Origin of the sequence: Dryocola boscaweniae (assembly GCF_025215095.1) — a bacterium.
Taxonomy (GTDB): Bacteria; Pseudomonadota; Gammaproteobacteria; order Enterobacterales; family Enterobacteriaceae; genus Dryocola; species Dryocola boscaweniae.
The window spans coordinates 1-12622 of record NZ_JALHAP010000069.1 but is presented as its reverse complement, the minus strand read 5'-3'; the positions used below and the strand labels follow the sequence as shown (position 1 = coordinate 12622).

Below are 12622 nucleotides of genomic sequence, written 5' to 3'. Positions count from 1 at the left end.
ATGCAACGAGGGATAGTTTGGATCGTTGATGACGATAGCTCCATCCGTTGGGTGCTGGAACGAGCGCTGACCGGAGCTGGTTTGAGCTGCACCACGTTTGAGAGTGGCAATGAGGTGCTGGACGCCCTTGCAACCAAAACCCCGGACGTTTTGTTATCCGACATTCGGATGCCGGGTATGGATGGGCTGGCGCTGTTAAAGCAAATAAAACAACGGCATCCGATGCTTCCGGTCATCATAATGACCGCGCATTCGGATCTGGATGCCGCCGTCAGCGCTTATCAGCAAGGGGCGTTTGATTATCTCCCGAAACCTTTTGATATTGACGAAGCGGTTGCGCTGGTCGAACGCGCGATCAGCCATTATCAGGAGCAGCAGCAGCCGCGTAATGTACAAGTGTTCGGGCCAACCACCGATATCATCGGGGAAGCGCCTGCCATGCAGGACGTCTTTCGTATTATTGGCCGCTTGTCCCGCTCTTCGATCAGCGTGCTGATTAATGGCGAATCCGGTACGGGTAAAGAGCTTGTGGCTCATGCGCTGCATCGCCACAGCCCTCGCGTCAAATCGCCATTTATCGCACTCAATATGGCGGCCATTCCGAAGGATTTGATCGAGTCTGAGCTGTTTGGCCATGAAAAAGGCGCGTTTACCGGGGCGAATCAGATTCGGCAAGGGCGTTTTGAACAGGCCGATGGCGGTACTCTGTTTCTGGATGAAATCGGCGATATGCCGCTGGATGTGCAAACCCGCTTGCTACGCGTGCTGGCTGACGGTCAGTTTTACCGCGTTGGCGGTTATGCGCCGGTAAAAGTGGATGTGCGCATTATCGCCGCAACCCACCAGAACCTTGAACTGCGGGTGCAGGAAGGCAAATTCCGTGAGGATTTATTCCACCGCCTGAACGTTATCCGCGTTCACCTGCCTCCACTGCGCGAACGCCGGGAAGATATTCCTCGTCTGGCTCGTCATTTCTTGCAGGTTGCGGCTCGCGAGCTGGGCGTAGAAGCCAAGCTTTTGCATCCTGAGACAGAAAATGCATTAACGCGTCTTGCCTGGCCCGGCAACGTGCGCCAGCTAGAAAATACCTGCCGCTGGTTGACCGTGATGGCCGCAGGCCAGGAAGTGCTGATTCAGGATCTGCCGGGGGAGCTGTTTGAAGCTACGGTGCCAGAAACCGGTGCTTCGCAGACGCTGCCTGATAACTGGGCAACGCTGCTGGCGCAATGGGCCGATCGCGCGCTGCGTTCCGGTCATCAAAATTTGCTGTCAGAAGCACAGCCGGAAATGGAACGCACTTTGCTGACAACGGCGCTGCGCCACACCCAGGGCCACAAGCAGGAAGCGGCTCGTTTACTGGGCTGGGGCCGCAATACGCTGACGCGTAAGCTGAAAGAGCTGGGAATGGAGTAACAAAAAAGGCGGATAGCTTTAGCTATTCGCCTTTTTATCGGTGGATGGCGCTTCGCTTATCCACCCTACAACTATCGGTTCAACGTAGGTCGGGTAAGCGAAGCGTCATCCGACATAACTCAGATAACCCGTGAGAACTGCTGGAGCCGCGCTTTCTGCCGCAGGTAAACATCGAAGCACATGCAGATGTTACGGATCAGAAGACGGCCTTTCGGCGTGACCTGAATGCGGTGTGCATCAACCTCCACCAGCCCGTCTTTGGCCAGCGGGGCTAACAGCTTCAGGTCTTCTGCAAAGTACTGAGCGAAATCCACATCCCACAAGCGCTCAACGTCGGCAAAATTGAGCTGGAAGTTGCAGATCAGCAGCTTAATGGCATCGCGGCGGATACAGTCATCACGAGTCAGGGCCAGACCACGCCACAGCGCATCACCCCGGTCATCGACCTGCTGATAATAAGTCTTAAGCTCTTTCTGGTTCTGCGCATAGCAATCGCCAATCATGCTGATGGCCGATACGCCCATGCCGAGCAGATCGGTATCGCCTTGCGTGGTGTAACCCTGGAAGTTGCGATGCAGCTTTCCTTCACGCTGAGCAATGGCAAGCTCGTCATCCGGGCGAGCAAAGTGATCCATACCAATGAACTGATAGCCGGCCGTAGTCAGCGAACCAATAGTTTCCTGCAAAATATCAAGCTTTTGCTGCGCGCTCGGCAAGTCCGCATCTTTGATTTTGCGCTGCGCGGCAAACAGAGTCGGCAGGTGCGCATAGTTGAAGACGCTCAGGCGGTCCGGGCTAAGCTCAGCGACGCGTTCTAAGGTGAAAGCAAAGCTTTCCGGCGTTTGCTTCGGCAGGCCGTAGATCAAATCAATGTTTGTCGAGGTAAAACCCAACTCACGGGCGCGCTTAATCAGGGCAAAGATAAACTCTTCATCCTGCTCGCGGTTAACCAGACGCTGCACTTCTTTGTTGAAATCCTGCACGCCCATACTCAGGCGAGTGAAGCCTTCCGCACGCAGATGATCCAGCACATCAAGCTCGATTTCACGCGGATCCACTTCAATGGACAGCTCGGCGTCGTGATTAAACTGAAAATGGCCGCGTAACAGCTCCATCAGGCGGCTGATTTGCGCCTTGCTCAGGTAGGTAGGGGTACCACCGCCCCAGTGCATCTGGCTGACGTGACGGCCTTCAAATAACGGCGCCCGGTGCGCGATTTCTTGTTCAAGCGCATCCAGATACCGATCTGCTTTGTGCGTCTGGCGGGTAACAATTTTATTGCAGCCGCAGAAATAACAAAGCTTGTGGCAGAACGGAATATGCACATACAGCGATAGCGGACGCTCAGGATAACGAGCGACCGCCTGCAGAAACGCCGCCTCGCCAAAGTCTTCAGAAAACTCCAGCGCGGTGGGGTAAGAGGTGTAGCGGGGCCCTGAATAATTGTATTTCTGGATCAGGGCCAGATCCCAGTCGATTAACTGCTCAGACATACTCACTCCTTCCGGTGATGCCGCCTGCGTTTACGTAACGTTTGCGGCCCGCCCTTCCCTTGGGCGAAGAGCCTACGGCGCAACGAATTCTGCAATCGCGACAACCGCCGTAGTTTAACGAATAACCACAGCAGATAACACACCAGCGGAATAACCACGATAAGAACGGGTAATCCCATGGGAGTAAACGTTAGTTACCACCCTTGAGCAGACGCATTAAATCATCGGTTTTTTCTTCGTCTTCTTCATCGTCGTCATAGGCGATGCCCAGTTCTTCCATCAGCGCATCAATACGGTCGAGCTTTTCGTTTACCCAGGATTGTTCTTCCTTCGTCAACGTTTCGCCTTCTTCAAGACGTTCCAGCAACGCGTCCAGGCGCTCGTCGTTCTCCAGCATATCCAGCTCGGCCTGTGGTGTTAGCATAGGTTTCTCGCTCTTTGGTTTGTGCTGTTTTGGCTTCGCGGCTGGGGTTTCAGTGACGCCCAGAGCAACGGGTTTTTTGCTGCCAATGCGCGGATCTTTTGGCTGTCCTGAACCTTTGCCACCTTGCGCCTGATTCCCACCGTTCGCACGGCTGCCAGCCGAATGCCCACGGTGTTTTTTCTGGCGTTTACGGTCGCGAGCTTCCTGATCTATTTCTTCGCGCGATTTACGACGAACTTTCGCCGGTTTGTTACCTTGTGCTGCTGAGTTTTGTTGCTTCATGATGAGTTGTCTTAAGCCGTTTTATTCAGTATAGAATTGCGGCGGAATCTAGCAGAAAGCAAGCAAAGAAAAAAGGCGGCAGGTTAACCTGTCGCCTTTTTCTTGTCTCACAACCCTTATGGGTCACACAATCCTTGTCTGCTATCGACGCCTTGTCTATCCTTCGCAAGCAACTTCCGTGTTGTGTCCCTTATCCTTTTACTTCGTCTCCAGACGGCGCTTCCCGGCTTTCCCTGGTTCTTCGTCATCCTGACGTTCCTGAACCCTCATCCTGAGTTGCTGTCCTTTCCGGCTCCCTTGCCTGTGCCACCTACTTTACGCTTAACCATAAATACAACAAGGTTATAATTTTATTTAAGTTCAACTCTTTGCAATGACCATAAATATAATCTTTTGTTATTTAAGGATATATATAAACCCGTTAGTTAAATGGTACCGCAATGTCTGCCACGAGAAATAGCAGATGTCTTACATTCTATAGGGGAATGTCTGTACCTTGTGAGAAACACGGTCTTTTCCGCACGTTCAGGTATAATCCACCTCAATGCTCATCCTGACGGAGACAACCTTTTGACAAACTGGAACTATCAACTGACCCACTTCGTGCTTAGCGCACCGGACATTCGCCATTTACCTTCTGATACCGGTATTGAGGTTGCTTTCGCAGGCCGCTCTAACGCGGGGAAATCGAGCGCGTTAAACACGCTGACGAATCAGAAGGGCCTGGCTCGTACCAGTAAAACACCTGGACGTACGCAGCTTATCAACCTGTTTGAGGTTGCTGAGGATAAACGTCTGGTGGATTTACCGGGTTACGGCTATGCGGAAGTCCCGGAAGAAGTAAAAATAAAATGGCAGCGTGCGCTGGGTGAATACCTGCAAAAGCGCAATAGTCTGAAAGGACTGGTTGTGCTGATGGATATTCGTCATCCGCTTAAAGATCTCGATCAGCAAATGGTGCACTGGGCCGTTGCCAGCAATATCGAAGTGATGATTTTGCTGACTAAAGCGGACAAGCTGGCATCCGGTGCCCGGAAAGCGCAGCTTAATATGGTGCGCGAAGCGGCTACAGCATTTGGCGGAAACATTGAGATCGAAGCGTTTTCATCGCTCAAAAAAATCGGTGTCGATAAACTGCGTCAAAAGCTGGATAGCTGGTACAACGACATCCCACCAGCGGTGGAAGAAGAAGCCGCTGAAGAGTAAAAAATGACGGGTTAGCCCGTCTTTTTTACAGGCTTTCGCCCAATAAAAAACGCCCCAGTCATTACTGACTGGGGCGGCTAAAATATTCAGCCAAATCCGATTACGTGAAGTAAAAGGTCTGAAAGATAGAACATCTTACCTCTGTACCCTACGCAAATAACTCTACTCCTTTTTATCCGGTTGAAAAAGCATTTTTTGTAGTTTTTTTTCACTATTTACATACCGTTCTTGAAGCATCATCACAAAAAGCTATGACTTATGTTGCTTAGTTACAAAAAAATGACGCTAAAAACGATGCATCAATGAGCTTCATCCCAGTTTGCGCCGCAGCCCACTTCCACCAGCAATGGAACGTCCAGCGTCATACTGCCTTCCATTAGCTCGTGGATCTTTCCGGACACGGCTTCAACATCATCTTTATGCACTTCAAACACCAGTTCATCGTGCACCTGCATGATCATTTTTACGCGAGGCTTATCTTTCTGCAGCCATTCATCCACGGCAATCATTGCCCGTTTGATGATGTCTGCCGCAGTGCCCTGCATCGGGGCGTTGATCGCCGCACGCTCAGCGCCTGCACGGCGTGCAGCGTTGCTTGAATTGATGTCCGGCAGATATAAACGACGCCCATCGAGCGTTTCGACGTAGCCCAGCTCTTTTGCCTGCTTACGGGTACGCTCCATATATTCCAGCACGCCAGGGTAACGCTCGAAGTAAAGATCCATATACTTCTGCGACTCTTTACGGGGAATATTGAGCTGACGCGACAGACCAAATGCACTCATGCCATAAATAAGACCAAAGTTAATCGCCTTCGCGCTACGACGCTGTTCACCCGTCACGCTTTCCAGAGGAAGGCCGAACACCTCTGCCGCCGTTGCGCGGTGAATATCTTTGCCTTCAGCAAAAGCGGTCAACAGGCCTTTATCGCGTGAAAGATGTGCCATAATGCGCAACTCAATTTGCGAATAGTCTGCAGAAACAATGACGTAATCTTCTGGTGCGATAAACGCCTGACGAATTCGGCGCCCTTCTTCGTTACGCACCGGGATGTTTTGCAGGTTCGGATCGGTTGAAGACAAACGTCCTGTCGCCGCTACAGCCTGATGATACGAGGTATGCACCCGCCCGGTTTTCGGGTTAATCATCAGCGGCAGCTTATCGGTGTAAGTGGACTTCAACTTCGCAAGACCGCGGTGCTCGAGGATTACTTTCGGCAGCGGATAATCCAGCGCCAGTTCTTCAAGCACTTCTTCCGATGTTGACGGCGCGCCGCCCGGCGTTTTCTTCAGCGGTTTAATACCTTGTTTTTCAAAAAGAATAGTCTGTAGCTGTTTTGGTGAAGAGAGGTTAAACGGCTCACCGGCAATTTCATGGGCTTTCTGCTCCAGCTCGGCAAGGCGCTTAGTCAACTGCCCGGAATGCGTGTGCAAAATAGCAGGGTCGATCTTCACGCCGTTACGTTCAATACGAGAAAGCACCGGCACCAGCGGCATTTCAATGTTATTGAAGACGTTAAGCGGGCCTGCGCTTTTTTCAAGCTTTGGCCACATTTTCAGGTGTAATTGCAGCGTGACATCCGCATCTTCGGCAGCATAGCGCCCCGCCTGCTCCAGATCGATCTGGTTGAAAGTAAGCTGTTTTTTACCTTTGCCGGCGATCTCTTCGAAAGTAATAGTTTTATGCTTAAGCCAGCGGTCGGACAGGCTATCCATATCATGACGGCCCGCGACGCTATCCAGGATATAGGATTCCAGCATGGTATCAAACGCGATACCGCGCAGCTCGATGCCATAGTTGCCAACGATGCCGCGGTCATACTTGAGATTTTGGCCAACTTTAAGGACTTTTTCATCTTCAAGCAGCGGCTTGAGCAGTTCAAGCACGCGTTCCAGCGGAAGCTGATCGGGCGCGTCAATATAGTCATGCGCAACCGGGATATAACAAGCAACGCCAGGCTCGGTCGCAAAAGAGAGGCCAACCAAATTTGCGCTGATGTTATCAAGGCTGTCGGTTTCAGTATCAAAGGCAAAGAAGGGCGCCTTTTTCAGGCGAGCGATCCACGCCAGCAGTTCTGTTTCATCAAGAATGGTGACGTAGTTGTCATAAGAAAGCGCGCTGGCTTCTTCTTCGGGATCGACTTCAATCTCAATGGTTTTCTGCGGTTTCGCGGCGGCTTTAGCGCCTTTCGCCTGCAGCCAGGTTCCAGCTTCAACATCTGTTGTCCAGCGTTTGAACTCGTAGTGCTTAAACAGGCCAAGTAATTCTTCTGCTACCGGCTGCTGCACTTCGAGCTGTTCGCAGGTTAACTCCAGCTCGACATCTGTTTTAATCGTCGCAAGCTGATACGAGAGGTACGCCACTTCTTTGCTTTGCTCAAGCTTCGCGGCCATGGTTTTCGCCCCCCGGAAGCTGAGCTCGGCGATTTTTTCTGGGTTGGCATACAGCGAATCCAGGCCGCCTAACCCCTGTAACAGGGCCTGAGCCGTTTTTTCTCCAACGCCCGGGACGCCCGGAATGTTATCTGAGGAGTCCCCCATCAGAGCGAGGAAATCGATAATCAGTTCAGGCGGTACGCCGTATTTGGTACGAACTTCATCAGGCCCCAGAATGGTGTTAGTCATGGTATTGATGAGAGTTACACCCGGAGTTACCAGTTGAGCCATGTCTTTATCGCCGGTGCTGATAAGTACTGGCCGCCCTGCTTTTTCAGCTTCCAGAGCCAGTGTGCCAATAACATCGTCCGCTTCTACCCCAGAAACCGCAAGTAACGGTAACCCCATAGCTTTAACCATGGCATGAAGAGGCTCAATTTGAGCACGCAAATCGTCCGGCATTGGCGGGCGATGGGATTTATAGTGCTCAAATAACTCGTCGCGGAAAGTTTTGCCCTTCGCATCGAAGACCACGGCGGCATGAGTCGGTTGATATTGCATTAACAGACTACGCAACATATTCAGTACGCCATACATCGCGCCTGTTGGTTCTCCCCGGCTGTTAGTCAGAGGAGGAAAGGCGTGATAGGCCCGATAAAGATAGGATGAGCCATCAACGAGGATAAGCGGGTTTTGCGCGATCTGAACCATATTGTACCGTTCCATACCTGGTTTTAAATTTATAGCTAAAGGATGCCATAGCCAGAGCAAAAACATGAGCTTTTGGGGCGGATTAGGCAAAAAGTTTTATCGATCCGCGAGATCTTACGCAAGATCGAGATTGTGGATAACTTTGTGTATAGTTTTATAACTAACTAATATTCTGAAGTAATTACTTTGCCGGGCTTATTGTAACTCTTTTAATATCAAAGGGTTATTTGAAAACAATCCTTGCTGGCGAAAAGAATTTCATTACTACTCGATGTGGATATAAAAACTATTTATGTTATAAGGCGCATGAATTTTCCGGCCAAATGAAAAGCATTGAGGCGAATGCGGCTTTTTGAGTAATCCCCGGCATCAAACTCTGATAAAATTCACCGCCTGTTGCCCTTTTACCCGTCATCTTGTTTTCCTAACCTTCTTAAAGTCATCCTTATGTCGAGATTTTTCGCTGCGATCACCTTAATTCTAAGTGTCGCTCTCACCATTCTGGTTACGGTTGCCTGTTCCGTGCCGATTATTATTGCTGGCATCGTTAAGCTGCTATTACCGGTGCCTGTTATCTGGCGATCAATCTCGTTATTCGCAGATTTTATGATGTACTGCTGGTGTGAAGGCTTAGCGCTGCTGCTGCGCCTTAATCCTCACCTGAAATGGGATGTTGAAGGACTTGAAGGCCTTAACAAGAAAAACTGGTACTTATTAATCTGCAACCATCGCAGTTGGGCTGATATCGTTATTTTATGCGTGCTGTTTCGCAAGCATATTCCTATGAATAAATACTTTCTTAAGCAGCAACTGGCATGGGTTCCTTTTATCGGTCTCGCTTGCTGGGCGCTGGATATGCCCTTTATGAAGCGCTATTCACGCAGCTATTTACTGCGTCATCCTGAGCGACGCGGCAAGGACGTGGAAACAACCCGCCGGTCTTGTGAGAAATTCCGCTCACATCCCACGACTATAGTTAATTTTGTTGAAGGTTCCCGGTTTACTCAGGAAAAACGCCTTGAGACTCGCTCAACGTTTCAGAACCTGCTCCCCCCAAAAGCTGCGGGGATGGCGATGGCATTGAATGTGCTTGGCGCGCAATTTGATAAGCTTTTAAATGTCACGCTTTGCTATCCGGAAAATATCCATTCTCCGTTTTATGACATGTTAACGGGGAAAATGACGAGAATTGTGGTACGCGTTTCGCTGATACCCATTGCGGAAGATTTACATGGTGATTACGTCAATGACAAAAGCTTTAAACGCCGCTTTCAGTCATGGCTCAATACGCTCTGGTATGAAAAGGATGTTCTGCTCGCCACCATCATGCAAAAGAAGAAAGCCGGTCAGTGACCGGCTTTTTTATTACTTTTTCTCTACCAGGAATTTGGTCACATCAGCATATTGCTTCACCATCGCATCCATACTGCTGGTATCCATTCCCTGCGGATTCAATTGGTATTTACCGTTCACAAAGATGGCAGGCACACCCTGAAGTTGCAGATCGGCGGCTGCTTTTTCTTGCTGAGCAACCATAGATTTCACCACAAAACTGTTCCAGGCTGCATCGTACTCTTCCGCTTTCACACCCGCGTCGATAAACACCTTACGGATATCCGCCACGTTTTGAACGGTTTGCGTTTTTTGTACGGCTTCAAACATAGGGGCGGTGATTTTATCTTCCACGCCAAGCGCCATTGCAACAGCCCATGCCTGAGTCAGATCCTTGCCTAATGGACCCAGGAACTCCACATGGTACTTAGTCATTTTTGTGCCTTCCGGCAGATTTTTCTTCACGCTGTCAGAGACATGAAGCACTTCTTCAAACTGGTAGCAGTGCGGGCAGTAGAAAGAGAAAAACTCTAATACTTGCGGTTCGCCTGCAACGGGTTTATCGAGGGTAACGTATTCCTTACCGTCGGTGAACTGGGCTGCCGAGGCACTGAATGCCAGAATCATACCCGCTAGTGCCAGCCAAATCTTTTTCATAATCCACTCTCTCCTGAATAATACTGACTAATACATTGGCGTTAATTTTAATGGGGGTTCACGCAGAACCCGAACCTGCTCTGTGAAAGTTGCAGTCTGTCCTCGCCAGTAATCTTCCTCGAGAATCCAGGGAAAATTTCTGGGGAAAGCGGGGTCATCCCAGCGTCGAATAATCCACGCGAGATAATAAACCATACGCATTGCTCGTAAAGGTTCGATAAGGGCAATTTCGTCTGAATCGAAAGGGGTGAATTCTTCGTACGCTTCAATTATCGTTTCAAGCTGCATGCGCTGTTCAGCTTTATCGCCATTAAGCAGCATCCAGATATCCTGAATAGCCGGGCCATTACGGGCATCATCAAGATCGACGAATAACGGGCCATCGCGCCAGAGTATATTCCCGGGATGGCAGTCGCCATGTAAGCGCAGGGCATCAAAGCGATCGTGCCAGTGAAGTTTTACTTCATCAATTAAGGCGTCTGTCGCTTTGAGAAAAGCGGGCTTTAACGCTGCCGGAACTAAAGAAGTTTGTTCAAACAAGACGCGGGGCTCAAAGAGATATTCGCTAAGCCCAATCGCCGGACGCTTTTCAAAAAGCTTACGCCGCCCGGTCTGGTGAATACGGCCAAGATAGCGCCCAACCCATTCCATTTGATCGATATTATCGGTTTCATATTGTCGTCCACCCAGGCTTGGGAAGACCGCAAACATAAAGCCCTGGTGACGCAACAAAGTCCTGTCGGAATAAACAAGAGGTGCCGCAACCGGAACCTCATCAGCCAATAATTCCAGGCCAAAGTCATGCTCTTCCTGGATTTGCTCAGCGGACCAGCGATGAGGGCGATAAAATTTCACCACATAGCGTTTGCGATCCTCGTCCTGAAACTGATAGACGCGGTTTTCGAAGCTGTTTAAGGGGGTTAACCCGGAATCCACCCGTATGCCCTGTTCAAAAAGGGCATCCATGATGGTATCCGGATGTAGTGTTTGAAAATTGAAAGCGCTGTCCGTCATCCAGGCAACCGGCAGTAAATACGAATAATTCAGGATAACATTTCGTAGCCGCGAAAGTGGTCTGGCTTACAAGCTTTTACTCTTTAATTACCCCACGCGCACGCAGCAGCGCGGTTTTAAAATCTTCTTCATAATCTTTCTTAATGCCTGGAATAACAGCATCTTTTTCAGAATCACGCATTTTCAGATGATAGATCAGCACATCGTCAGTGAGATCGGCTAATTCACCGGTATAACCTGACTCTTTAGCGAGTTTCTGCAAAAATTGAATCAGATTGAGATCCGGCTCTTTCTGCCAGGCGGGCTGAAGCAGCTCGAGCAGTTCGTTAAGACGCTTACATTTCATGATAGTGCTCCTTTCACTTGCGAGATGTCACAAGTTAGCAGGCTCAAACCCACATTAAAAGAGGCGATATTAGTGAGACGTTTAGCAGAAGTAACAGGAGTCATTCTGGCTGGTGGGCGTGCAACGAGAATGGGTGGGCATGATAAAGGTCTTATTACGTTAAAAGGTCTGCCGCTGTTTGCGCATGTTGCAGGAAAGCTTGCACCGCAGGTGGGTAACATGGTCATCAGTGCGAACCGTAATATTGAAAAATATCAGTCGTCAGGTTTAAACGTTGTGAGCGATTCGCTACCAGACTATCCCGGTCCCCTGGCAGGAATGTTGTCGGTGATGCAGAAACTGAGCGATGAATGGTTTCTGTTCTGCCCCTGCGATACGCCAAATATACCGGCGGATCTAGCGATTCGGCTTTGGGACAAACGAGGTCAGTTCCCTGCTATTTGGGTAAATGATGGAGAACGCGATCATCCGACAATTGCCCTTTTGCATCGGAAGCTCGTACCCGCACTCGAAAACTATCTCGGTTCCGGTGAACGTCGGGTGATGGTATTTCTGCGTGAAGTTGATGGGCAGCCGGTGATATTCCCCAATCAACAACAGTGCTTCATCAATGTGAATTCACCTGAAGATCTTGCCCAACAGGAGGACAAATAAATGGTGCCTCTGCTTGCCATTGCGGCCTGGAGCGGAACGGGTAAAACAACCCTTCTTAAGCAACTGATTCCTCTACTTATTGAACGTGATATCCGTCCGGGACTAATCAAGCATACCCACCATGATGTGGATGTGGATAAACCAGGTAAAGACAGTTATGAACTCCGCAAAGCCGGGGCCGCCCAGACGATAGTAGCCAATCAGAATCGTTGGGCATTAATGACTGAAACGCCTGAACAGGACAAGCTGGATTTACACTGGCTCGCCAGCCGCATGAATCCCGCCACGCTGGATTTAATTTTGGTTGAGGGCTTTAAGCACGAGGCGGTACCTAAGATCATGCTTTACAGACAAGGAATTGGGCACAATATTGATGAACTGAAAATCGACGACCATGTTATTGCTATTGCGAGTGACACAGAGATCTTTGGAGTACTGGTTCCAGTTCTGGATATCAATTTACCAAACCAGATTGCAGATTTTATTGCCGATTGGCTTGGGAAATGAGCCTTTCCTGCGGTTCTGCGGGCCTTTTCGTAAATCGTAGACGGCAAAAAAGCCCTGCACGACGTGCAGGGCTTCTCACTTATTTGGAGCCTGGCAGTTCCCTACTCTCGCATGGGGAGACCCCACACTACCATCGGCGCTACGGCGTTTCACTTCTGAGTTCGGCATGGGATCAGGTGGGACCACCGCGCTGTTGCCGCCAGGCATA

General features: G+C 50.0%; 12 protein-coding genes and 1 rRNA gene. 5 read left to right on the top strand and 8 right to left on the bottom strand.

Translation table 11 applies throughout. From position 1 onward, the window contains the following. The gene (glnG, locus tag MUA00_RS03005) at positions 1-1413 is read left to right on the top strand and encodes a nitrogen regulation protein NR(I) (protein ID WP_271121707.1); all 1413 of its coding nucleotides are present in this window, start codon (positions 1-3) and stop codon (positions 1411-1413) included. 119 nt (positions 1414-1532) lie between these two features. Here the strand turns inward: glnG and hemN are convergent, their stop codons facing one another. Both hemN and yihI read right to left on the bottom strand, forming a co-directional pair. Beyond that, on the bottom strand, positions 1533-2906 hold the full coding sequence (gene hemN / locus MUA00_RS03000; RefSeq protein ID WP_271121708.1) for an oxygen-independent coproporphyrinogen III oxidase: 1374 nt from the start codon (positions 2904-2906) through the stop codon (positions 1533-1535). 190 nt (positions 2907-3096) lie between these two features. Next, positions 3097-3612 (bottom strand): Der GTPase-activating protein YihI, encoded by a 516-nt coding sequence (yihI, locus tag MUA00_RS02995; RefSeq protein ID WP_271121709.1) that lies wholly within the window; start codon positions 3610-3612, stop codon positions 3097-3099. A gap of 570 nt (positions 3613-4182) precedes the next feature. On the opposite strand from yihI, the gene yihA reads away from it, so the two are divergent. Further along, a complete protein-coding gene (yihA, locus tag MUA00_RS02990) occupies positions 4183-4818 on the top strand; it encodes a ribosome biogenesis GTP-binding protein YihA/YsxC (protein WP_271121710.1) in 636 nt (211 codons plus the stop codon). 86 nt (positions 4819-4904) lie between these two features. Here yihA and MUA00_RS21390 read toward each other — a convergent pair whose 3' ends face one another. Both MUA00_RS21390 and polA read right to left on the bottom strand, forming a co-directional pair. Next, entirely contained in the window at positions 4905-4952 is a 48-nt protein-coding gene (locus MUA00_RS21390) for a spot 42 RNA, inhibition of DNA synthesis (protein ID WP_071892919.1), read from the bottom strand. A 165-nt stretch (positions 4953-5117) separates the two neighbouring features. Next, entirely contained in the window at positions 5118-7904 is a 2787-nt protein-coding gene (gene polA / locus MUA00_RS02985) for a DNA polymerase I (RefSeq protein WP_271121711.1), read from the bottom strand. A gap of 447 nt (positions 7905-8351) precedes the next feature. Between polA and MUA00_RS02980 the strand changes: the two genes are divergently transcribed. Next, positions 8352-9257, top strand: coding sequence for an acyltransferase (locus MUA00_RS02980; protein WP_271121712.1), 906 nt, complete (start codon positions 8352-8354; stop codon positions 9255-9257). Between the two features lie 12 nt (positions 9258-9269). Here MUA00_RS02980 and dsbA read toward each other — a convergent pair whose 3' ends face one another. The 3 genes from dsbA to MUA00_RS02965 form a co-directional block, all read right to left on the bottom strand. After that, on the bottom strand, positions 9270-9893 hold the full coding sequence (gene dsbA, locus MUA00_RS02975; protein WP_271121713.1) for a thiol:disulfide interchange protein DsbA: 624 nt from the start codon (positions 9891-9893) through the stop codon (positions 9270-9272). Positions 9894-9920: 27 nt separating this feature from the next. Continuing rightward, complete coding sequence (locus MUA00_RS02970; RefSeq protein WP_271121714.1) at positions 9921-10907, bottom strand: serine/threonine protein kinase; 987 nt, start codon at positions 10905-10907, stop codon at positions 9921-9923. Between the two features lie 76 nt (positions 10908-10983). After that, the gene (locus MUA00_RS02965) at positions 10984-11253 is read right to left on the bottom strand and encodes a YihD family protein (RefSeq protein WP_271121715.1); all 270 of its coding nucleotides are present in this window, start codon (positions 11251-11253) and stop codon (positions 10984-10986) included. A 24-nt stretch (positions 11254-11277) separates the two neighbouring features. Between MUA00_RS02965 and mobA the strand changes: the two genes are divergently transcribed. Both mobA and mobB read left to right on the top strand, forming a co-directional pair. Further along, positions 11278-11907, top strand: a complete 630-nt coding sequence (gene mobA, locus MUA00_RS02960; RefSeq protein ID WP_271121716.1) for a molybdenum cofactor guanylyltransferase MobA — start codon at positions 11278-11280, stop codon at positions 11905-11907. Further along, positions 11908-12414, top strand: coding sequence for a molybdopterin-guanine dinucleotide biosynthesis protein MobB (mobB, locus tag MUA00_RS02955; RefSeq protein WP_271121717.1), 507 nt, complete (start codon positions 11908-11910; stop codon positions 12412-12414). Positions 12415-12502: 88 nt separating this feature from the next. On the opposite strand, the gene rrf is transcribed toward mobB, so the two are convergent. After that, positions 12503-12618, bottom strand: a 5S ribosomal RNA gene (rrf, locus tag MUA00_RS02950). Positions 12619-12622 lie beyond the last annotated feature (4 nt).

What these genes read in the sequence shown, in the direction of transcription:
- glnG (WP_271121707.1), top strand. Translation starts at nt 1, where the DNA reads ATGCAACGAGGGATAGTTTGGATCGTTGATGACGATAGCTCCATCCGT.
- hemN (WP_271121708.1), bottom strand. Translation starts at nt 2,906, where the DNA reads ATGTCTGAGCAGTTAATCGACTGGGATCTGGCCCTGATCCAGAAATAC.
- yihI (WP_271121709.1), bottom strand. Translation starts at nt 3,612, where the DNA reads ATGAAGCAACAAAACTCAGCAGCACAAGGTAACAAACCGGCGAAAGTT.
- polA (WP_271121711.1), bottom strand. Translation starts at nt 7,904, where the DNA reads ATGGTTCAGATCGCGCAAAACCCGCTTATCCTCGTTGATGGCTCATCC.
- MUA00_RS02980 (WP_271121712.1), top strand. Translation starts at nt 8,352, where the DNA reads ATGTCGAGATTTTTCGCTGCGATCACCTTAATTCTAAGTGTCGCTCTC.
- dsbA (WP_271121713.1), bottom strand. Translation starts at nt 9,893, where the DNA reads ATGAAAAAGATTTGGCTGGCACTAGCGGGTATGATTCTGGCATTCAGT.
- MUA00_RS02970 (WP_271121714.1), bottom strand. Translation starts at nt 10,907, where the DNA reads ATGACGGACAGCGCTTTCAATTTTCAAACACTACATCCGGATACCATC.
- MUA00_RS02965 (WP_271121715.1), bottom strand. Translation starts at nt 11,253, where the DNA reads ATGAAATGTAAGCGTCTTAACGAACTGCTCGAGCTGCTTCAGCCCGCC.
- mobA (WP_271121716.1), top strand. Translation starts at nt 11,278, where the DNA reads ATGTCACAAGTTAGCAGGCTCAAACCCACATTAAAAGAGGCGATATTA.
- mobB (WP_271121717.1), top strand. Translation starts at nt 11,908, where the DNA reads ATGGTGCCTCTGCTTGCCATTGCGGCCTGGAGCGGAACGGGTAAAACA.